At 74.1% G+C, this 19,853-nt stretch carries 19 protein-coding genes; 12 read left to right on the top strand and 7 right to left on the bottom strand.

The features are described from left to right. The first annotated feature begins 82 nt into the window (after positions 1-82). On the top strand, positions 83-1,582 hold the full coding sequence (locus ACA511_RS28465) for a TldD/PmbA family protein (protein WP_375027698.1): 1,500 nt from the start codon (positions 83-85) through the stop codon (positions 1,580-1,582). After that, positions 1,579-2,985, top strand: coding sequence for a metallopeptidase TldD-related protein (locus ACA511_RS28460; protein WP_375027697.1), 1,407 nt, complete (start codon positions 1,579-1,581; stop codon positions 2,983-2,985). The genes ACA511_RS28465 and ACA511_RS28460 overlap by 4 nt, the downstream gene beginning before the upstream one ends. 48 nt (positions 2,986-3,033) lie before the next feature. Here the strand turns inward: ACA511_RS28460 and ACA511_RS28455 are convergent, their stop codons facing one another. After that, positions 3,034-3,246, bottom strand: coding sequence for a dodecin (locus tag ACA511_RS28455; RefSeq protein ID WP_375027696.1), 213 nt, complete (start codon positions 3,244-3,246; stop codon positions 3,034-3,036). A gap of 68 nt (positions 3,247-3,314) precedes the next feature. Between ACA511_RS28455 and ACA511_RS28450 the strand changes: the two genes are divergently transcribed. The 6 genes from ACA511_RS28450 (at position 3,315) to ACA511_RS28425 (ending at position 9,190) form a co-directional block, all read left to right on the top strand. Next, complete coding sequence (locus ACA511_RS28450; RefSeq protein WP_375027695.1) at positions 3,315-3,677, top strand: DUF3099 domain-containing protein; 363 nt, start codon at positions 3,315-3,317, stop codon at positions 3,675-3,677. A gap of 458 nt (positions 3,678-4,135) precedes the next feature. Continuing rightward, entirely contained in the window at positions 4,136-4,429 is a 294-nt protein-coding gene (locus tag ACA511_RS28445; protein ID WP_375027694.1) for a hypothetical protein, read from the top strand. Positions 4,430-4,576: 147 nt separating this feature from the next. Then, the gene (locus ACA511_RS28440) at positions 4,577-6,559 is read left to right on the top strand and encodes a substrate-binding domain-containing protein (RefSeq protein ID WP_375027693.1); all 1,983 of its coding nucleotides are present in this window, start codon (positions 4,577-4,579) and stop codon (positions 6,557-6,559) included. A 103-nt stretch (positions 6,560-6,662) separates the two neighbouring features. Next, positions 6,663-7,814 (top strand): acyl-CoA dehydrogenase family protein, encoded by a 1,152-nt coding sequence (locus ACA511_RS28435; protein WP_375027692.1) that lies wholly within the window; start codon positions 6,663-6,665, stop codon positions 7,812-7,814. A gap of 16 nt (positions 7,815-7,830) precedes the next feature. Beyond that, the gene (fabG, locus tag ACA511_RS28430) at positions 7,831-8,586 is read left to right on the top strand and encodes a 3-oxoacyl-ACP reductase FabG (RefSeq protein WP_375027691.1); all 756 of its coding nucleotides are present in this window, start codon (positions 7,831-7,833) and stop codon (positions 8,584-8,586) included. Next, entirely contained in the window at positions 8,570-9,190 is a 621-nt protein-coding gene (locus ACA511_RS28425; protein ID WP_375027690.1) for a TetR/AcrR family transcriptional regulator, read from the top strand. Before fabG ends, ACA511_RS28425 begins: the two co-directional genes overlap by 17 nt. Here the strand turns inward: ACA511_RS28425 and ACA511_RS28420 are convergent. Both ACA511_RS28420 and icmF read right to left on the bottom strand, forming a co-directional pair. Next, positions 9,187-9,957, bottom strand: a complete 771-nt coding sequence (locus ACA511_RS28420; protein WP_375027689.1) for a helical backbone metal receptor — start codon at positions 9,955-9,957, stop codon at positions 9,187-9,189. The genes ACA511_RS28425 and ACA511_RS28420 overlap by 4 nt on opposite strands. 49 nt (positions 9,958-10,006) lie before the next feature. Continuing rightward, positions 10,007-13,234 carry a fused isobutyryl-CoA mutase/GTPase IcmF gene (gene icmF / locus ACA511_RS28415; protein ID WP_375027688.1) on the bottom strand — a complete coding sequence of 1,076 codons (3,228 nt, stop codon included), beginning with the start codon at positions 13,232-13,234 and terminating at the stop codon, positions 10,007-10,009. Between the two features lie 44 nt (positions 13,235-13,278). Here icmF and ACA511_RS28410 point away from each other — a divergent pair, with 44 nt between their 5' ends. After that, entirely contained in the window at positions 13,279-13,809 is a 531-nt protein-coding gene (locus ACA511_RS28410) for a MarR family transcriptional regulator (protein ID WP_375027687.1), read from the top strand. Positions 13,810-13,887: 78 nt separating this feature from the next. On the opposite strand, the gene ACA511_RS28405 is transcribed toward ACA511_RS28410, so the two are convergent. Next, positions 13,888-14,985 carry an alpha/beta hydrolase gene (locus ACA511_RS28405; protein ID WP_375027686.1) on the bottom strand — a complete coding sequence of 366 codons (1,098 nt, stop codon included), beginning with the start codon at positions 14,983-14,985 and terminating at the stop codon, positions 13,888-13,890. Between the two features lie 47 nt (positions 14,986-15,032). Between ACA511_RS28405 and ACA511_RS28400 the strand changes: the two genes are divergently transcribed. Next, on the top strand, positions 15,033-15,833 hold the full coding sequence (locus ACA511_RS28400) for a tryptophan 2,3-dioxygenase (RefSeq protein ID WP_375027685.1): 801 nt from the start codon (positions 15,033-15,035) through the stop codon (positions 15,831-15,833). Then, positions 15,823-17,145 carry an FAD-dependent oxidoreductase gene (locus ACA511_RS28395; RefSeq protein WP_375027684.1) on the top strand — a complete coding sequence of 441 codons (1,323 nt, stop codon included), beginning with the start codon at positions 15,823-15,825 and terminating at the stop codon, positions 17,143-17,145. Before ACA511_RS28400 ends, ACA511_RS28395 begins: the two co-directional genes overlap by 11 nt. On the opposite strand, the gene ACA511_RS28390 is transcribed toward ACA511_RS28395, so the two are convergent. Beyond that, a complete protein-coding gene (locus ACA511_RS28390; RefSeq protein WP_375027683.1) occupies positions 17,142-18,569 on the bottom strand; it encodes an MFS transporter in 1,428 nt (475 codons plus the stop codon). The two genes, ACA511_RS28395 and ACA511_RS28390, sit on opposite strands and share 4 nt — an antisense overlap. Positions 18,570-18,649: 80 nt before the next feature. Here ACA511_RS28390 and ACA511_RS28385 point away from each other — a divergent pair, with 80 nt between their 5' ends. Next, complete coding sequence (locus ACA511_RS28385) at positions 18,650-18,889, top strand: hypothetical protein (RefSeq protein WP_375027681.1); 240 nt, start codon at positions 18,650-18,652, stop codon at positions 18,887-18,889. A 72-nt stretch (positions 18,890-18,961) separates the two neighbouring features. On the opposite strand, the gene ACA511_RS28380 is transcribed toward ACA511_RS28385, so the two are convergent. Together ACA511_RS28380 and ACA511_RS28375 are read right to left on the bottom strand one after the other, a co-directional pair. Beyond that, on the bottom strand, positions 18,962-19,240 hold the full coding sequence (locus ACA511_RS28380) for a DUF6457 domain-containing protein (RefSeq protein WP_375027680.1): 279 nt from the start codon (positions 19,238-19,240) through the stop codon (positions 18,962-18,964). A gap of 48 nt (positions 19,241-19,288) precedes the next feature. Next, on the bottom strand, positions 19,289-19,843 hold the full coding sequence (locus tag ACA511_RS28375) for a molybdenum cofactor guanylyltransferase (protein ID WP_375027679.1): 555 nt from the start codon (positions 19,841-19,843) through the stop codon (positions 19,289-19,291). Positions 19,844-19,853 lie beyond the last annotated feature (10 nt).

Raw genomic sequence — 19,853 nt, 5'->3', positions numbered from 1 at the left:
GCGGATGTGCCGAACCGACAAGATCCGCTCACCCCGGTTTGTTCGCGGGCCCGCCGCGCGCCCGGCGGGTAGGTTGCTGAGGGTGCATGACATCGATCCCGCCTTCACCGCGCTGCCGCTCCGCGCGCTGGCCGACGCGGCTCTGACCCGGGCCCGGGAGCTGGGCGCCGAGCACGCCGACTTCCGCCTCGAGCGCATCCGCAGCCAGACGCTCCGGCTGCACGACGCCGCCCTGGAGACCGCCCTCGACGCCGACGACGTCGGCCTGTCCGTCCGGGTCGTCAAGGACGGCACCTGGGGCTTCGCCGCCGGCATCGACCTCACCCCCGACGGGGCCGCGCGGGTCGCCGCGCAGGCCGTCGAGGTCGCGGCCGTCGCCAAGCCCGTCAACCGCGAACCCATCGAACTGGCCCCCGAACCCGTCCACGGGGAGCGCACCTGGGTCTCGGCGTACGAGACCGACCCGTTCGAGGTGCCGACCGCCGACAAGGCCGCCCTGCTGGCCGGGTGGAGCCGCCGCCTGCTCGGCGACGACCGCGTCGACCACGTGGACGCGACGCTCCTCCAGGTCAAGGAGAACAAGTTCTTCGCCGACCTCGCCGGGACCGTCACCACCCAGCAGCGCGTCCGCCTGCACCCCGTCGTGAACGCCGTCGGCATCGGCGACGGCGTGTTCGACACGATGCGGACGCTAGCGCCGCCCGCCGGATACGGATGGGAATGGCTGTCCGGCGCGCACTGGGACTGGGACGGCGAACTGGCCCGCATCCCCGAGCTGCTCGCCGAGAAGCTCGCCGCGCCGACCGTCGACCCCGGCGTGTACGACCTCGTCGTCGACCCGTCCAACCTGTGGCTGACGATCCACGAGTCGATCGGGCACGCCACCGAACTGGACCGGGCCCTCGGCTACGAGGCCGCCTACGCCGGCACCTCCTTCGCCACGCCCGACAAGCTCGGCACCATGCGGTACGGCTCCAAGGCCATGAACATCACCGGGGACCGCACCACCGAGCACGGCCTCGCCACCATCGGCTACGACGACGAGGGCGTGCGGACCCGGTCGTTCGACATCGTGTCCGAGGGGCTGTTCACCGGATACCAGACCGACCGGCGCATCGCGCGCCTCACCGGCGCCGACCGCTCCAACGGCTGCGCGTTCGCGGACGCGGCGTCCAGCATGCCGATCCAGCGGATGGCGAACGTCTCCCTCAAGCCCGCCGACGACGGCCCGTCCACCGACGAGCTGATCTCCGGCGTGGAGCGCGGCATCTACATCGCCGGCGACAAGAGCTGGTCCATCGACATGCAGCGGTACAACTTCCAGTTCACCGGCCAGCGGTTCTACCGGATCGAGAACGGGCGGCTCGCCGGGCAGCTCCGCGACGTCGCCTACCAGGCCACCACCACCGACTTCTGGAACTCCATGGAGGCCGTCGGCGGCCCGGGCACCTACGTGCTCGGCGGCGCGTTCAACTGCGGCAAGGGCCAGCCGGGACAGGTCGCGCCGGTCAGCCACGGCTGCCCCTCCGCGCTGTTCCGCGGCGTCAACATCCTCAACACCCTGAAGGAGGCGGGCGCGTGAGCGAGGCGAACCGGCCGGCGGCGCGCGGGATCGGGCCGCAGGAGGCCGTCGAGCGGGCCCTGGCGCTGTCCCGCGCCGACGACTGCATCGTGATCGCCGACGAGGCGAGCACCGCGAACCTGCGCTGGGCGGGCAACACCCTCACCACCAACGGCGTGACGCGCTCCAGCCGCCTCACCGTCATCGCGCTGCGCCGCACCGCCGACGGCGTCGCCGCGGGCGTGGTGTCCCGGTCGGCCGCCGGCGCCGACGGCATCGAGGACCTCGTCCGCGCCGCCGAGGCCGACGCCGCCGGCAACGAGCCCGCCGAGGACGCCCAGCCGCTGGTCGGCGGAGGCTCCGCGGCCGGCTGGGACGACGAGCCCGCCGAGACCGGCATCGGCGTGTTCGAAGGAGTCGCGCCCGCACTCGGCGAGGCGTTCGCCGCCGCGCAGGCCGCCGACCGGCGCCTCTACGGATTCGCCAACCACGTCCTGACCTCGACGTTCGTCGGGAACTCCGCCGGGCTGCGGCTGCGCCACGACCAGCCCACCGGGCTGCTGGAGCTGAACGCCAAGAGCGCCGGCGGCTCGGCGTGGGCCGGCACCGGCACCCGCGACTTCGCGGGCGTCGACGTCGGCGCCCTCGCCGGCGACCTCGCCCGCCGGCTGGAATGGGGCGAACGGCGGATCGACCTCCCCGCCGGGCGGTACGAGACGATCCTGCCGCCGTCCGCCGTCGCCGACCTGATGATCTACCTGTACTGGTCGGCGGGCGCCCAGGACGCCGCGGACGGCCGGACGGTGTTCAGCGCCCCCGGCGGCGGCACCCGCGTCGGAGAGCGCCTCGCGAGCCTGCCCGTGACCCTGTCCAGCGACCCGTCCGCCACCGGGCTGGAATGCGCCCCGTTCGTCATCGCGCACGCCTCAGGCCGCGAAGCGTCCGTGTTCGACAACGGCCTCCCGCTCGGCGCCACCGACTGGATCCGGGACGGGACGCTGCACTCCCTCACCCAGACCCGGCACTCGGCGGACCGGACCGGGCTGCCGGCCACCCCGTCCATCGACAACCTCGCCCTGGTCGGGCCGGACGGCGGCGCGTCCCTGGACGAGATGGTCGCCCGCACCGAACGCGGCCTGCTGCTCACCTGCCTCTGGTACATCCGCGAGGTCGACCCGCAGAGCCTCCTGCTGACCGGCCTCACCCGCGACGGCGTCTACCTCGTCGAGAACGGCGAAGTCGTCGGCGCCGTGAACAACTTCCGGTTCAACGAGAGCCCCGTCGACCTGCTCACCCGGCTCGCCGAGGTCGGCGAGACCGCGCCGACCCTGCCGCGCGAATGGTCGGACTACTTCACCCGCGCCGCCATGCCGCCCATCAGGATCGCCGACTTCAACATGTCGACGGTGTCGCAGGCGTCCTGAGCGTGGGGGACCGGCCCCCCACGCCCCCGGATGCGGGCGGGTGGGGGGTCAGGTGTCCTCTAGGCGGAAGCCGACCTTCATCGTGACCTGGAAGTGGGCCACCTCGCCGTCCTCGATCTGGCCGCGGACCTCCGTCACCTCGAACCAGTCGAGGTGGCGGAGGGTCTGGGTGGCGCGCCTGACTCCGTTGCGGATCGCGGTCTCGACGGACTCCGGGGAGGTCCCCACGATCTCCGTCACCCGGTACGTGCGATCGGTCATCTCGTTCCTCCCGTGATTTGACCCGTACTGCCGTCGCAGGTCGGACCTCATGGGCTTACCGTGGAAATGTGAAGGTCAATCCCCGCCACCACCGGGAGCCGGAGATCTACACGGTCACCGACGCCCCCCGGCCCATGTCAGAGGACATCGGCTACCGGCAGCGCCGGTACCTGATCTCCATGGGGGTCCGCACCCTCTGCTTCGTCGGCGCGGTCGTCGCCGCGGTCGCGGGCGCGCCGTGGTGGCTGGCGGTGCTCCTGGTGGTCGGGGCCCTCCTGCTGCCCTACGTCGCGGTGATCTTCGCCAACGGGGGGCGCGAGCCGACGGCCTCGGCATCCTTCGGGGACCGCGCCGGGGCGCAACACGACAGGTCCGGCCTAGAGTCCGGACAGAAGCCCGATTCCGGACAGCGACCAGAAATCGGGTCGTGACATTCTCTTGACTAACCGCGGGGGGTTTCGGTGTACGATTTGTACCGGCGCTCTGGTCCCCCGTCGGAGCGCCCGTGCCGGTGTTCCGGGCCCCCGTCGGAACACCGATGATGCGGCGCCGGGTGGATTGCCCCCGTATCCACCCGGCGCCGCTTTTCAATGTCCGGGGACTCTCCTGGGACGTCACCGGCCCGCGGCCGGTGCTTCGCTGACCCGCCCTTGACGGTCCGTCCGGCCGGAAGCACACCGCCGGAGCCACGGCAAGTTCAGGCGCTGGCCTAATCCGGCCACGAGCCGAAACCCGGTCGATCCGAACTTTTCGCCCGCTGATCCGTGCGCGGGCAAGAGGTTCCCGGCCCGCGCCCTCCGGCTTGCCCGCCCCGGACCGATCCGTTCCGGGCCCCCGCTGCGTACTGCTGAGCGGCGACAACACCGCCCCGCGCCCGAGGGGAGGCCCCGTGGACCCAGGATTCCGGCTGGACGGCCGCTACCGCATGGAACGACGCGTCGGACGGCGCGGCCCGGCCCAGGTGCGGCGCGCGCACGACGAACTGCTCGCCCGCCGCGTCGCGGACTCCCCCGGCGGCGCCCTGCCGCCCGCGCCGCCGCACCGGTCCGTGCCGGCGGGCGACCGGGGCGTGCCGCCCGCGCCGTCCCGGCCCGTGGTCCCGGCGGCGGACGCGCGGGCGCCGGCGGCCCGGACGCGCAGCCGGGCCGGCCGTGCTGCTCGCCGAGATCCCGGCGGCCCCTGAACCGCGAACCCCTTGACGGACGGCTCCGATGAGACGAACATCACACCTGACCTTTCTGAGACAGATCGATGATGTGTCTCATGAGCGGCCCGCCAGGACACGACGCGACGCGGCCCCGCACGCCGGTGCGGGAAACGGAGATCGGTGATGAGCGGACACGACGACGTACCGGAGTGGGCGCCCCGGAACGCCACGGAGACGGGCGGATTCGACGCACCCCATGTCTTCCTCGGCGCCTCCGATCCGGGCGGCGTCCCCGGCGCGCACCGGGCGCCGCCCCGGACGGAGGCCGGCGAGCCCTTCGACGCCTTCCGCCGCCCCCGGAGCACGCCCCGCCCGCCCGGCCCGGCGCACGCCGCCGCGAAGCCGGCCCGCGCCGGACGCCGGGCGGGCGGGGCGCGCCGGCCGCCGCGCCGCCTCGGCGGCATCCTGCTCGGCCCGCTGGCGGGCGCGATCGGCCTGGTGCTGATCACCGGCGCCGCCGCGTACGCGTTCGGCACGGCGGGCGGCGGCTGCTCCGGCGGCGACGCGCTGACGATCGCCGTGGCGGCGGCCCCGGACGTCGCACCCGCGGCGATCCGGGCGGCGGGCCGGTTCAACGACGCCGGGCACGAGGTGGACGGGCGCTGCGCCCGCGCGCGCGTGCGCACGACCGACCCGGCCGCCGTCGCGACGCTGCTGTCCGGAAGGGGCGTGGCCGGGGTGGCGGAGAAGCCCGACGTCTGGATCCCGGACTCGTCCCTGTGGACCGACCTCGTCGAAGGGTCCGGCCCGGCGGGAACCGGGCTCGGCGGGATGGCGTCGAGCCCCATCGTCCTCGCGATGCCGCGCGGCCTCGCGGCGCAGCTGCGCGACCTCGGGGCCCCCGCGCGGCCGTCCTGGCGGGAGCTGCTGGCGGCGGCCGGGACGGCGGAGGACTCCGGCGACGACCCCGGGGGCGGGGACGGCGTGATCCCCCCGCGGCTGTTCCGGCTGCAGGTCCCCGACCCCGTCCGCAGCGCCACGGGGATGGGCACCCTGCTGCTGGCCGGGGCGCTGCTGTCGGGCGGCCCCGAGGGGCGGGCGGGGTTCGCCGGCGTGGTCCGCACGTTCCGGGAGGGCGTGGCGGCGTCGGTCGACGCGGAGTTCACGGCGTTCCGCGTGGAGAAGGGCGACCGGTATCCCGTCGCGCTGGCGCCCGAGCAGGCCGTGTTCGCCTACAACGCGCGCCGGCCGGCGGAGCCCGCCGTGGCGGTGTACCCGGCCGAGGGCACCGTCTACCTCGACCACCCCGTGACCGTCCTGTCCGGGGACCCCGCCGAGGTGAGCGCGGCCAGGCTGCTGCGCGCGGAGCTCGCGTCCAAGGCCACGCGCGACGACGTGCGCGGGCTCGGCTTCCGCGCTCCCGACGGCACCGCGCCGGCGGCGTTCACCGAGAAGGCCGGGTTGAACCCGCGCGCGCCCGGGGCGCTGCCCCCGGTGCCCGCCGCGCAGGTGCGCGGGACCGTGCAGCAGTGGGCCCAGCTGTCGCTGAGCATCCGGATGCTGAGCATCATCGACGTCTCCGGGTCGATGGAGGAGGACGTCGCGCCGGGCGTGTCCCGGCTCCAGGCGACGGTGCGCACGGCGCAGGACGGGCTGTCGCTGCTGCCCGACGACAGCGAGCTCGGCCAGTGGGTCTTCTCCACCGGGCTGGTGGGCGGGCAGGACTGGCGGGAGCTGGTGAGCGTGGGGCCGCTCGGCGAGCGGCTCGGCTCGGCCACCCGCCGCCAGCGGATGCTGAGCGCGTTCGCGCAGATCCGGGTGAAGGAGCACGGCGACACGGGCCTGTACGACACGGTCATGGCGGCGTTCGACTACATGAAGCGGACCTACAAGCCGGAGTACGTGAACTCGATCCTGCTGTGGACGGACGGCAGGAACGAGGACCCGGGCGGCCCGTCGCTCGCCGAGACGCTGGAGCACATCCGCCGCGAGTACGACCCGGAGCGCCCGGTGCTGATCAACATGTTCGGCAACGGCGACGGCGTGGACGTCGGCGAGCTGCGGCGGATCGCGCGGCTCACCCGCGGCGACGCCTACGTGGCCGACACCCCCGAGCAGGTGCAGGCCCTCTTCCTCAAGGCGCTGTCCCAGCGGGTCACCCCCTGACCCGGCGCGCCCCGGCCCCGATCCGATCGCACTCGTACTTGGTTCTAGAACCAGATTCGAGCTAAGTTAGCGTTCCGTTAGTAACGCAGCGAGAGGGGACGGCGTGCGCCGCACCGTTTTCAACGAGGACCACGAGGCGTTCCGGGACACGATCCGGGCGTTCATCGAGGCCGAGGTCGCCCCGGTCTACGAGGACTGGGAGAACGCGGGCCACCCGCCGCGCGAGTTCTACGCCAAGCTCGGCGAGCTCGGCGTGTTCGGCATCCAGGTGCCCGAGGAGTACGGCGGCGCCGGCGAGACCAGCTTCAAGTACCAGGCGGTGGTCTCCGAGGAGTGCGCCCGCGCGGGCGTCGGCTTCGGCGGCTACGGGGTGCACGTCAACCTCGTCCTGCCCTACCTGCTCAAGTACGGCAGCGAGGAGCAGAAGAAGCGCTGGCTGCCGGCGTTCGTGTCCGGCGAGATGATGACGGCCATCGCCATGACCGAGCCCGGCACCGGCTCCGACCTCGCCGGCATGCAGACCACCGCGAAGCGCGACGGCGACCACTACGTCCTGAACGGCGCCAAGACCTTCATCACCGGCGGCGTCCTCGCCGACCGGGTGCTGGTGGTGGCCCGCACGTCCCCCGCCACGCCGGAGAACCGCCGCGCCGGGCTGTCGATCCTCGCCGTCGACACGAAGAGCGAGGGCTACGCGGTCGGCCGCAAGCTGGAGAAGATCGGGCTGCGCAGCTCCGACACCGCCGAGCTGTCGTTCACCGACGTCCGGGTGCCCGTCGAGGACCTCCTCGGCGAGGAGGGCCGCGGCTTCGACTACCTCACCCACAACCTGGCCGAGGAGCGCCTCGGCATCGCGACCAGCTCCTACGCGTCCGCCGCCGCCGCGGTCGAGTTCGCGCGCAGGTACGTCAAGGAGCGCACGGTCTTCGGCAAGACCGTGTCGTCGTTCCAGAACACCAAGTTCGTCCTCGCCGAGTGCGCCACCGAGGTCGAGGCGGCCCGCTCCCTCGTCGACCGCTGCATCGAGGCGCTGGACGCCGGCGAGCTCACCCCCGCCGACGCCGCCGTCTGCAAGCTGTTCTGCACCGAGGTGCAGGCCCGCGTCGTCGACAAGTGCCTCCAGCTGCACGGCGGCTACGGATACATCCTGGAGTACCCGATCGCGCGCCTGTACGCCGACGCCCGCGTCACCCGGATCTACGGCGGCACCAGCGAGGTCCTCAAGACCATCATCGCCAAGGACATCCAGGTCTGACGGAAGGGAAGCGGAGATGACCGACAACCGGGTCGCCCTGGTCACCGGGGCCGCGCGCGGCATCGGCGCCGCCGTCGCCGTCCGGCTCGCGCGGGAGGGATTCGCCGTCGCGGTCTGCGACCTCGACGAGGCCGCCTGCGCCGGCACCGTCGACGCGATCGCGGAGGACGGCGGGACGGCGCTCGCCGTCGGCGTGGACGTCGCCGACTCCGCGGCGGCGGCCGCGGCCGTCGCGCGCGTCGCCGCCGAGCTGGGCCCGCCGGTGGTGCTGGTGAACAACGCCGGCATCACCCGCGACAACCTGCTGTTCAAGATGTCCGACGACGACTGGGACTCCGTCATGTCGGTGCACCTGCGCGGCTCGTTCCTGATGAGCCGCGCCGCGCAGGAGCACATGACGAAGGCCGGCTGGGGCCGGATCGTGAACCTGTCGTCGGTGTCGGCCCTCGGCAACCGCGGCCAGGTCAACTACTCGGCCGCCAAGGCGGGCCTGCAGGGCTTCACCAAGACCCTCGCCATCGAGCTCGGCAGGTTCGGCGTCACCGCCAACGCGATCGCGCCCGGGTTCATCGCGACCGAGATGACCGCCGCGACCGCCGCCCGCGTCGGCGTCGACTTCGAGGACTTCAAGGCCGCCGCCGCCAAGGAGATCCCGGTGCGGCGCGTCGGCGTCCCCGAGGACATCGCCGGGACGGTCGCGTTCCTCGTCGGCGAGGACGCGTCGTTCGTGTCCGGCCAGGTGATCTATGTGGCGGGTGGTCCCCGCGCGTGAGGGGGCGCCCCGCGCACGGGACCGGGACGCGACGGAGGAGTCGCTGCGGGCGGCCGCGGTCGCGCTGCTGCGCCGCGGCGGCGTCCTCGCCGGGCTGAACCTGCGGCAGGTCGCCGACGAGGCGCGCGTCAACCGCGGGCTCGTCTACCAGTACTTCGGGTCGCGGCGGTCGCTGCTGCGCTCGGCCCTGTTCCACCGGTCGCGGCCGAACGCCGAGGACGCGGTCGACGCCGCCGGGCTGCCGCTGCGCCGGCGGCTGTCCCGGCTGTTCTGGACGAGCCTGCAGGACCCCGAGCCCGTCCGGCTGGCGACGCTGCTGGTGCTGGACGGCGACGACCGGCCCCGCGTCCTGCTGAACCGGGGCGCGGGCCGCGCCGACCTCGCCGCCGAGGCCGCGCGGGGCGAGCTGCCGGTCGAGGACGTGGCGGCGGTGCAGGCGGCGATCGCGTCCACGATCTACGGGTACACGCTGCTGCGCGAGCATCTCGCGCGCGAGATCGGCCTCCCGGCCGACGACCTCGACAAGCGCATGGCGGAGTGCGTGGAGGCCATGTTCGCCCGCGAGCCGTCCGCCCGCGAGCCGTCCGCGCGCGAGGCCGGCTAGTACGCGCGCGCCCCGGCGAGCCGCCGCGACAGGGCCGCCGGGGCGCCGGCGAGCGACGGTCCGTACCAGGTGAGATGGCGCCCGTCCACGAGCGCGACGTCGAGGCCGGGGAACGACTCGGGGCCGTCGTCCTCGGTGAAGCGGTACGGCTCGTCCGGCAGGACGACGAGGTCGGCGCCGGCGGCGTTCAGCTCGTCCAGGGGGATCTTGGGGTAGCGGTCGGGGTGGCCGGCGTAGACGTTGGACACGCCCAGGCGGGACAGGACGTCGCCGGTGAACGTGTCGCGGCCGACGACCATCCACGGCCGCCGCCAGACCGGGACGACCGCGGCCCGCCGCCGCTCCGGGACGACGTCCGCCCAGACGCGCGCCGCCTCGTCCAGCCAGCCCGGCGCCGCGACGCGGCACGCCTCCGCGAGCATGCGGCGCAGCGAGGCGAGGGCCTCGTCGACCGTGCGGATCTCGGTCATCCAGACGGGGATGCCGGCCGCGCGCATCGCCTCGACGTCGGCGGGGCGGTTCTCCTCGGTGTTCCCCAGGACGACGTCGGGCCGCAGCTCCGCGATCCGCTCCACGTCGGGGTTCTTCGTGCCCCCCACGCGCGGCACGTCCAGGCCCTCCGGATGCGTGCACCAGTCGGTGGCCCCCGCGAGCAGGCCCGGCGCGGTCACCGCGACCGTCTCCGTCAGGGACGGGACGATCGACACGACGCGGCGCACCCGGTCCGGGACCGGGACCGGGCGGCCGGTGTCGTCGGCGGGCGTCATGCGCGCGCCCCGCGGCGGGCGGCCCCCCGCGCCCCCTGGGCCGCCCCGCTCATATGTTGCGCCGGTACTGGCCGCCGACCTCGAAGAACGCGTCGGTGATCTGCTGGAGGCTGCACACGCGCGCCGCGTCCATCAGGACGGCGAACACGTTCTCGCCGGACCGCGCCGCCTCCTTCAGCGCGGCGAGGGCGGCGCCGGCCCGGTCACGGTGCGCGTCCTGGTAGCGGCGGACGCGGTCGAGCTGGGAGCGCTTCTCGTCCTCGGTGGCGCGGGCCAGCTCGATCGTCTTCGGCGTCCCGTCCCCGCCCTCCGCCGGGCGGAACGTGTTGACCCCGATGATCGGCAGGGACCCGTCGTGCTTGCGCCGCTCGTACAGCATCGACTCGTCCTGGATGCGGCCGCGCTGGTAGCCGGTCTCCATCGCGCCGAGGACGCCGCCGCGCTCGCTGATGCGGTCGAACTCCGTGAGCACCGCCTCCTCGACCAGGTCGGTCAGCTCGTCGATGACGAACGAGCCCTGCAGCGGGTTCTCGTTCATCGCGAGGCCCCACTCCCGGTTGATGACGAGCTGGATCGCCAGCGCCCGCCGCACCGACTCGGCCGTCGGCGTCGTCACGGCCTCGTCGTAGGCGTTGGTGTGCAGGCTGTTGCAGTTGTCGTAGATGGCGATGAGCGCTTGCAGGGTCGTGCGGATGTCGTTGAAGTGCATCTCCTGCGCGTGCAGGGAGCGCCCGGACGTCTGCACGTGGTACTTGAGCTTCTGGCTGCGCTCGTTGGCGCCGTACCGGTCGCGCATGGCCACGGCCCAGATGCGGCGGGCCACGCGTCCGAGGACGTTGTACTCGGGGTCCATGCCGTTGGAGAAGAAGAACGACAGGTTGGGCGCGAAGTCGTCGATGTCCATGCCGCGCGCCAGGTACGACTCGACGTAGGTGAACCCGTTGGCGAGGGTGAACGCGAGCTGGCTGATGGGGTTCGCGCCGGCCTCGGCGATGTGGTAGCCGGAGATCGACACCGAGTAGAAGTTGCGGACGGCGTTGGCGATGAACCACTCCTGGATGTCGCCCATCATCCGCAGCGAGAACTCCGTGGAGAAGATGCAGGTGTTCTGCCCCTGGTCCTCCTTGAGGATGTCGGCCTGCACGGTGCCGCGCACGGTCGACAGGACGCGCGCGCGGATCGCCGCGGCCTCGTCCCCGGACGGGTCGCGCCCGTGCTCCTCGTAGAAGGCGTCGAGCCCCTGGTCGATGGCGGTGTTGAGGAAGAACGCCAGGATCGTGGGCGCGGGCCCGTTGATGGTCATCGACACCGACGTGGTGGGCGACGACAGGTCGAACCCGTCGTAGAGCGCCTTCATGTCGTCCAGCGTCGCGATCGACACGCCGGACGTGCCGACCTTGCCGTACACGTCGGGGCGCTCGTCCGGGTCCCGCCCGTAGAGGGTGACCGAGTCGAACGCGGTGGACAGCCGGGTCGCGGGCTGGCCCTCCGACAGCAGCTTGAAGCGGCGGTTGGTGCGGAACGGGTCGCCCTCCCCCGCGAACATGCGGGCCGGGTCCTCGTTGTCGCGCTTGAACGGGAACACCCCGCCGGTGAACGGGAACCTGCCGGGCAGGTTCTCGCTGCGCAGGAACCGCAGCAGCTCCCCGTGGTCGGTGTAGCGCGGCAGCGCGACGCGCGGGATGCGGCTGCCCGACAGCGACTCGCGCGCGAGCCGGGTGCGCAGCTCCCTGTCGCGGACCTTCACGACCTGCTCGTCGCCGGAGTAGGACTCGGCGACGGCCGGCCAGTTCCCGATCAGTTCGGCGCTGTTCGGGGCGACGGCGCGGCGCGCCTCCGCCAGCAGGCCCTCGACCTCGGACGCGTCGGTCAGCTCGGCGCGGACCTCGTCCAGCCGCTGGACGCGCCGCACGGCCGCCATCTGCTCCACCGTGCCGGCGTGGTAGCCGCGCACGGCCTCGGCGATGTCGGACAGGTACCGCACCCGGCCGGGCGGGATCACGGTCGCGGCGCCCGTGGAGGTCTTCGTCGCGGGCGCCGGCAGGACGCCGTCGCGCAGCTCCAGGCCGCGCTCGCCCAGCAGGCCGCCGAGGTGCCGGTAGAGGGCCGTGACGCCGTCGTCGTCGAAGGTGGCGGCGCTGGTGCCGAACACGGGCATGTCCTCGGGCCGCTGCCCGAACGCCTCCCGGTTGCGGACGAGCTGCCGCGAGACGTCCCGCAGCGCGTCGGCCGCGCCGCGCCGCTCGAACTTGTTGATCGCGACCACGTCGGCGAAGTCGAGCATGTCGATCTTCTCCAGCTGGGACGCGGCGCCGAACTCCGGCGTCATCACGTACAGCGACACGTCCACCAGCGGGACGATCGCCGCGTCGCCCTGCCCGATGCCGGGCGTCTCCAGGACGACCAGGTCGTACCCGGCGGCCTTGCAGGCGGCGACGACGTCCTCGATGCCGTCCGGCAGCTCGCGCGCGCCCCGCGTCGCCAGCGAGCGGAAGTACACGCGGTCGCCGTCCAGGGAGTTCATCCTGATCCGGTCGCCGAGCAGCGCGCCGCCGCCGCGCCGCCGCGTCGGGTCCACGGCGAGCACCGCGACGCGCAGCCGGTCGCCCTGGTCGACGCGGAACCGCCGGACCAGCTCGTCGGTGAGGGACGACTTCCCGGACCCGCCCGTCCCGGTGATGCCCAGCACGGGGACGCTCCGCCGCGCGGCCGCCTCCGCGAGCCGCGCGCGGTCGCCGTCCGGCAGCCTCCCGGCCTGCAGGCACGTGATCGTCCTCGCGAGGGCGCGCCGGTCCCCCGCGAGCACCTGCTCCGCCGGGACGGGCTCGGCGGCGAGGTCGGCGTCGCAGTCGCGCACCAGCTCGTTGATCATCCCGGGCAGGCCGAGCCGCTGGCCGTCCTCCGGCGAGAAGATCCGCACGCCCGCGTCCGACAGCCGCGCGATCTCCTCGTGGACGATCACGCCGCCGCCCCCGCCGAACACCTTCACGTGCTCGGCGCCGGCCTCCTTGAGGCCGCGCGACAGGTACTCGAAGTACTCGACGTGGCCGCCCTGGTAGGAGCTGATCGCCACGCCCTGCGCGTCCTCCTCCAGGACGGCGTCGACGACCTCGCGGACCGACCGGTCGTGGCCGAGGTGCACCACCTCGGCGCCCTGGGACTGCAGGATCCGCCGCATGATGTTGATGGCCGCGTCGTGGCCGTCGAACAGCGCGGCCGCCGTCACGAACCGCACCGGATGAACCGGCGCGTGCAGCTCCCCCGTCACCGTCTCCACCCCAAACCTTGGACATCCAATATTTGGAAGTTAAAATAGTTTCCGTGCGCGAACGAGTCAAGACGGCATACGGTGACCGGGTGTCCGACACCCCCGACCCCATCGCCGAGGCCCACCGGCAGTGGAGCAGCCGCTGGCCCGAGCACGCCGACCACATGGCGGCCGTCACCTCGGTGATGCGCGCCCAGCAGCTCCTCCTCAGCCGGATCGAGGCCGTCCTCAAGCCGTACGGGCTGACGTTCGCCGCCTACGAGGCCCTGCGCCTGCTCGCCTTCACCCGCACCGGGACCCTTCCCATGGGCAAGATGGGCACACGCCTCATGGTGCACCCCGCGTCGGTCACCAACGTGATCGGACGGCTGGAGCGGCGCGGGCTCGTCGGGCGCGGCCCCTCCCCCGACGACCGCCGCGTCGTCCTCGCCACCGTCACCCCCGCCGGCCGCGACCTCGCCGAGCAGGCGACCGTGGCCCTCAACGAGTCCGGCTTCGGCATCGCCGGCCTCCCCGCCGCGCAGGCCGCCGAGATCACCGCGGCCCTCCGCTCCGTCCGCGTCTCCGCAGGCGACCTCCCCTGACCCGGCGGGGCGCCCGCGCCCCCGCCCACGCGGCGCGTGCCGGCGGTCGCCGAGGCCGTGTTGACGCTGTGGCGAGGTTCAGCGGCCCCGGACCCAGGCGTCGACGAGGTCGGCGGCCAGCGGGCGCGAGTTCGGCAGGTAGTGGGTGTCCTTGACGAATTCGAGGGTCTTGTCGGACGCGGCGAGGGCGCCGTACACCGCGCGGGCGTCGCTGTCGTAGACGCACTCGTCCGCCGTGGCGTGGACCACCAGGGACGGGACGGTGATGCGCGCGAGGTGCGGCGCGGCGGCGCACTGCGAGGTCCGCAGGCTCCACATCGACAGCCAGGTGCGGAGCGTGCACACCGACCCGATGCCGAACACGCCGTAGTTGGCCTTGACGGGCTCGCCGAGGTAGCAGCGGTTGGGCGCGCGGTCGGACGGCTCGATGGACGGGTCGATCATCCGGAGGTCGGCCCAGGTGCGGTGCACGTTGAACAGGGCGTCGCGGGCGCGGGTGCCCTTCAGGGCGTCCAGCCGGGCGAGGACCCGGTCGGTGATGCGCTCGTTGCGGGCGCGCTGGGCGGCGCGGTAGCGGGCCTGGAACTCCGGGCTGTAGGGCGGGCCGTTCTCCGGGTCGAACGGGTCGAGGGCGGGGTCGGCGGACAGCGCGTCGGTCTCGTCGGTGACCGACGGGTCCATCCAGGCGGTGAGGACCTCGGGACGGCCGGAGTGCGCGGCGAGCGCGATGAACAGATCACCGGCGGGGAGGTCCTCGACGGCGGGGACCGGGCGCATCCCGGCGACCGGCGTGACGTTCGGCTCCACGGCCTGCGACTGGTAGGCGGCCATCAGCGAGCCGCCGCCGGAGTTGCCGAGCAGCACGATCCGCTCCACGCCGGCCCGCTCGCGGAGCCAGCGGACCCCGGCGCCGATCTCGGCGAGCGCGTGGTCGAGCAGGAAGTACGCCTCGTTGCCGCGAAAGCGGGTATTCCACCCGAGGAAGCCGTAGCCGCGCTCGGCGAGGTGCTCGGCGAGGTAGTGCTCGGAGAAGTCCACGTTGTAGTGGGTCGCGATGAACGCCGTCCGGGGCGGGTTCCCGGCGGGTCGGTGGTAGACGCCCTGGCACGGGTGGCCGCCCGCGCCCGCCCGGCCCGCGAGGGGGGACGGCAGCCCTACGAACTCCCTGGTAATCACGATCACCTATGCTGCGGCTCACACCCGTTATGTCGCAAGGAGGCATGATGGCGGATTCGCCGACAATGACGTACGGCGGCTATCTGCGGCTCGACGATCTTCTCTCCTGCCAGGAGCCGAAGACCCGGGCGCACGACGAGCTGCTCTTCGTGATCATCCACCAGGTCTACGAGCTCTGGTTCAAGCAGATCCTGCACGAGGCCGCGCTGCTGCAGCGCCGGCTGGAGGACGGCAACAGCGCCGGGTCCCTGCACACCGCCCGCCGGATCGCCAAGATCCTCAAGACCGTGGTCGGGCAGCTGGACGTGCTGGAGACGATGACGCCCCGGCAGTTCGCCGCGTTCCGCGACGTCCTCGGCAGTTCCAGCGGGTTCCAGAGCGAGCAGTTCCGCGAGATCGAGGCCGCCCTCGGGCGGCGCGCGTTCCCCGCGTCCGTGCTGCGCGACGACGAGCGGCTCCGCGCCGCGGTGTCCCGCCCGTCGGTCTTCGACTCCCTGCTCCGCTACCTGGCGGACCACGGGTTCGACGTCCCGGCGGAGGCGCTCGACCGCGACCCGTCCGCGCCGTGGGAGCCGGACGCCGGCGTCCAGAAGGCCCTCCTCGCCGTCTACGCGGACGAGTCCGGCCCGGCCGCCGAGGTGTGCGAGGCCCTCGTCGACGTGGACGAGGGCGTCCAGGAATGGCGCTACCGGCACCTGAAGATGGTCGAGCGGACGATCGGCGCGAAGATCGGCACCGGCGGGTCGGCGGGCGCCGACTACCTGCGCCGGACGCTGTTCGCCCCCGCCTTCCCCGACCTGTGGGAGGTCCGCTCGCAGACCGAGCCGGGAAGCGCCCATGACGGGTGAGGGCGGCCCGGCGGGCGGCGAGCGGGTCGCGATCGTCGGCGCGGGCCTCGCGGGCTGCCTGCTCGCCGTGCTGCTGGGCCGCCGCGGCGTCCCGGTCACGGTGTACGAGCGGCGCCCGGACCCGCGCGCCGCGGGCGCCGAGCGCGGCCGCTCGATCAACCTGGCGGTCTCCGCCCGCGGCCTCGCCGCGCTGGAGCGGGTCGGGCTGCGCGAGCGGGCGCTCGGGCACGCGCTGCCCATGCACGGCCGGATGGTGCACCCGCTGCCGGGCGCGCGGAACTTCCAGCCGTACAGCGCGGACGGCGGGCGCGCCATCAACTCGATCGGCCGCGCCGAGCTGAACCGGTCGCTGCTGGACGCCGCCGAGGCCACGCCCGGAGTGACGCTCCGGTTCTCGCAGCGCGTCGCCGGCGTCGACACCGAGGCCGGCGCGGTCCTGCTGGAGGGCGCCGCCGCCGAGCCCGCCGACGTCGTCCTGGCCGGGGACGGCGCCTACAGCGCGGTCCGCCGGTCGCTCGGGTTCGACCACGACGCCGACTTCCTGGAGCACGGGTACAAGGAGCTGACCGTCCCGCCCCGGGACGGCGAGTTCGCGCTCGACCCGGACGCGCTGCACATCTGGCCGCGCGGCACCTCGATGATGATCGCGCTGCCGAACCTCGACCGGTCGTTCACCTGCACGCTGTTCTGGCCGAAGGGCGACTTCGAGGCGCTCGACACGCCCGCGAGGGTCGCCGCCCACTTCGCGGAGCACTACCCGGACGTGGCGGGCCTGATGCCCGGCCTGGCCGACGACTACGCCCGCAACCCGACCGGGTCGCTGGTGACCGTCCGGGCCTGGCCGTGGACGCGGTACGGCGACGGCGCGATCGTGGCGCTGCTCGGCGACGCCGCCCACGCGATCGTCCCGTTCTTCGGGCAGGGCGCCAACTGCGCCTTCGAGGACTGCATCGAGATCGACCGGTGCCTGACCGAGACGGGCGGCGACTGGCGCCGCGCGCTGTCGCTGTACCAGGAGCGGCGCAAGGCCAACACGGACGCGATCGCCGAGCTGTCCCTCGACAACTTCGTCGAGATGCGCGACCGGGTGTCGTCCCCGGTGTACCGGGCGAGGCAGGCCGCGACGCACGTCCTGGAGCGGCGCCTCGCCGGGCGGTACGTCTCCCGCTACGAGCTGGTGTCGTTCTCGACGCTGCCGTACGCGGAGATCCCGGCCCGGATCAGGCGGCAGAACCTGGTCCTCGGCGCGGTGGCCGCCGGGGGCGGCGCCGCCCTCCTCGGCCTGGCCGTCCGCGCCGCGCGCCGGCGCTAGCCCCGGCGGCGCTCGCGGCGGCCCGCGGCCAGGTCGGCGGCGGCCGCCGCCAGCGCCGCCAGCACGAATCCGAGGACGACGACCAGCCCGTGCCGGAACGCCGCCGCCCAGTCGCCGTGCGTGCCCGCCAAGGTGGCGAAGAACACCGCCCCGACGGCGGCGATGCCCATCGCGGTGCCGACCCGCTGGCCGGTCTGCAGGACGCCCGCCGCGCTGCCGCCCTCGGTGTAGCGGACCTCAGACAGCGTCAGCGTCTGGTTGGGCGCGATGACCAGGCCGCTGCCGAGCCCCGCGGCCAGCAGCGGCCCCGCCGTCGCCCACGCGACGCCGCCGCCGGGCCTCAGCTCCACGGCGACCAGCGTCGCGCCGAGCCCGATCAGCACCAGGACGAGCCCGGCGGCGACGAGGGGCCGCCCGTACCGCGTCACGATCCGCCCGCCGACCGCCGAGGCGAGCCCCGACCCGACCGCGAACGGCGTGATCGCGACGCCGGCGCCGAGCGCGCTGTAGCCGAGGCCGTTCTGCAGGTAGAGGGTGAAGATGAAGAAGATCGCGGTGAACCCGGCGAAGTACAGCAGGGCGATCGCCGTGCCCAGCGTGTAGGAGCGGAGCCGGAACAGCGCCAGGTCGATCATCGGGGACCGGGCGCGGCGCTCCCACGCGACGAACACGCCGAGCAGCGCGGCGCCCGCGAGGAGCAGCAGCCACTTGCGGCCCCCGTGCCACTGCTGCTCCTGGACGAACGGCAGCAGCACGCACACGACGCCCCCGCCGAGCAGCAGCAGGCCGAGCGGGTCCAGGCCCTGCCGCTCCCCGTAGACGGGCGCGGGCAGCAGCCGCCACGCCAGGAACAGCGCGACGACCCCGACCGGGACGTTGACGTAGAACACCCACCGCCAGCCCTCCGCCGCGCCGCCCGCGGCGATCAGCCCGCCGCCGAGCAGCGGGCCCACCGCGGTCGCGATCCCGATGACGGCGCCGAGCGCGCCGAACGCCCGGCCCCGCTCGGCGCCCTGGAACAGCTGCTGGATGAGGCCCGCGACCTGCGGGTTGAGGATGCCGCCCGCGACGCCCTGCACGAGCCGGGCGAGGACGAGCAGCAGGATCGTCGGCGCGATCCCGGCCCCGGCGCTCGCCACCGTGAACAGCGCGAGCCCCGACATGAACACCGCGCGGCGGCTGCGGGCGTCGCCGAGCCGCCCCGCCGGGACGAGGACGAGGCCGAACGTCAGCGCGTACCCCGACAGGATCCACTGCAGCTGCGCCTCGGACGCGTGCAGCCCCTCCCGGATCGAGGGCAGCGCCACGTTGACGATGCTGACGTCCAGCAGCGTCATGAACGCCGAGACCAGGCAGACCGAGAGCGCCCGCCATCGGCGCCGCCGGTCCCAGCCCGGGTCCGGTGCGTCCGCGGCCTTGTGCACGGCGGGGTCCTATCCGGGGATCACCCGGCGAAACGCGGCCCGGGAGCGTTCCCGGCGGGCGGCTGTGCCACAGTTGCCCGATGACCGACTCCGCACCGGCGACCGGACCCGACGAACTGCTGTGCTCGGCCAGGGGCTGCCGGGCCGACGCCGTGTGGGCGCTGCGGTGGAACAACCCGAAGATCCACACCCCGGACCGGCGGAAGATCTGGCTGGCCTGCGACGAGCACCGCGAGAGCCTGTCGGCGTTCCTGTCCCGCCGCGACTTCCTGAAGGACGTCGTCCCGGTCGCCGACCGCGACGCCCCGCCCGCGTCCTAGCCCGCGCCCTGGCCCGCGCCCTGGCCCGCGCCCTGGCCCGCGCCCTGGCCCGCGCCCTGGCCCGCGTCCTGGCTAGGCGTCGTCGAGGACGGGCTCGCCGGCCGGTCCGGGCACCTCGGGCTCCGGCTTCCAGCCCTCGGCCATCTCGGTCAGCCGGGCGGCGGCGTCCCGCGCGGGCGCGCCGCGGCCGACCGCGAGGCCGAGCAGGTACGCCGTCAGCGGCGCGCCCGGCCGCGCGACCCCGTGCGCGACGTCGCGGGCGAGGTCGAGGATCAGGCTCTGGTCGATGTCGCCGCGTTCCAGGCCGAGCTCGCGGCAGGTCGCGTCGATCCACTCCTCCAGCACCGACATGGGTCCCCCTTCGCGCGTGTGCCGACTTCCCCGCCCACTCTCCCACGCTCAGAGCAGGCGCTCGGCGGCGGCCAGCTCCTCGGGGGTGTCGCAGTCGAACCAGGGGGGACGCGTGCCCGCCGGCACCGCGACCGGGACGGGCTCCAGCGGGCCGAGCAGGCCGCGCAGGGACGCGCCCCGGTGGCCGTCCAGCGCCGCCCGCAGCGCGTCGGACCGCCAGCAGCCGGCGAGCCACTGCGCGCGGCCCGCCTCGTCCAGCAGCACGGCGCCGGGCCCGTCCCCCGCGGCCTCCAGCAGCCGGGCGACGTGGGCGGGGCGCAGGAACGGCATGTCGGCGGCCAGCAGCGCCAGCCGCGGCGCGCGGACCTCGGCGAGCCCGGCGCGCAGCGCGGGCACCGGCCCGGCGCCGGGCGGGTCCTCGCGGACGACGACGGCGCCCGGCAGGACGTCCCGCCGCGGCCCCACCACGATCAGCCGGGACGCGTCCGGCACGGCGGCGGCCGTCCACTCGATCAGCGCGCGCCCGCCGACCGGCGCCGCCGGCTTGTCGGCGCCGAACCTGCGGGCGCGCCCGCCCGCGAGCAGGACGGCGTCGTATCCCATCGGCCCGGCC

The organism is Actinomadura sp. GTD37 (assembly GCF_041951365.1).
Taxonomy (GTDB): Bacteria; Actinomycetota; Actinomycetes; order Streptosporangiales; family Streptosporangiaceae; genus Spirillospora.
The sequence above is the reverse complement of the archived record's forward strand: the minus strand, read 5'-3'. Positions and strand labels throughout refer to the sequence as shown.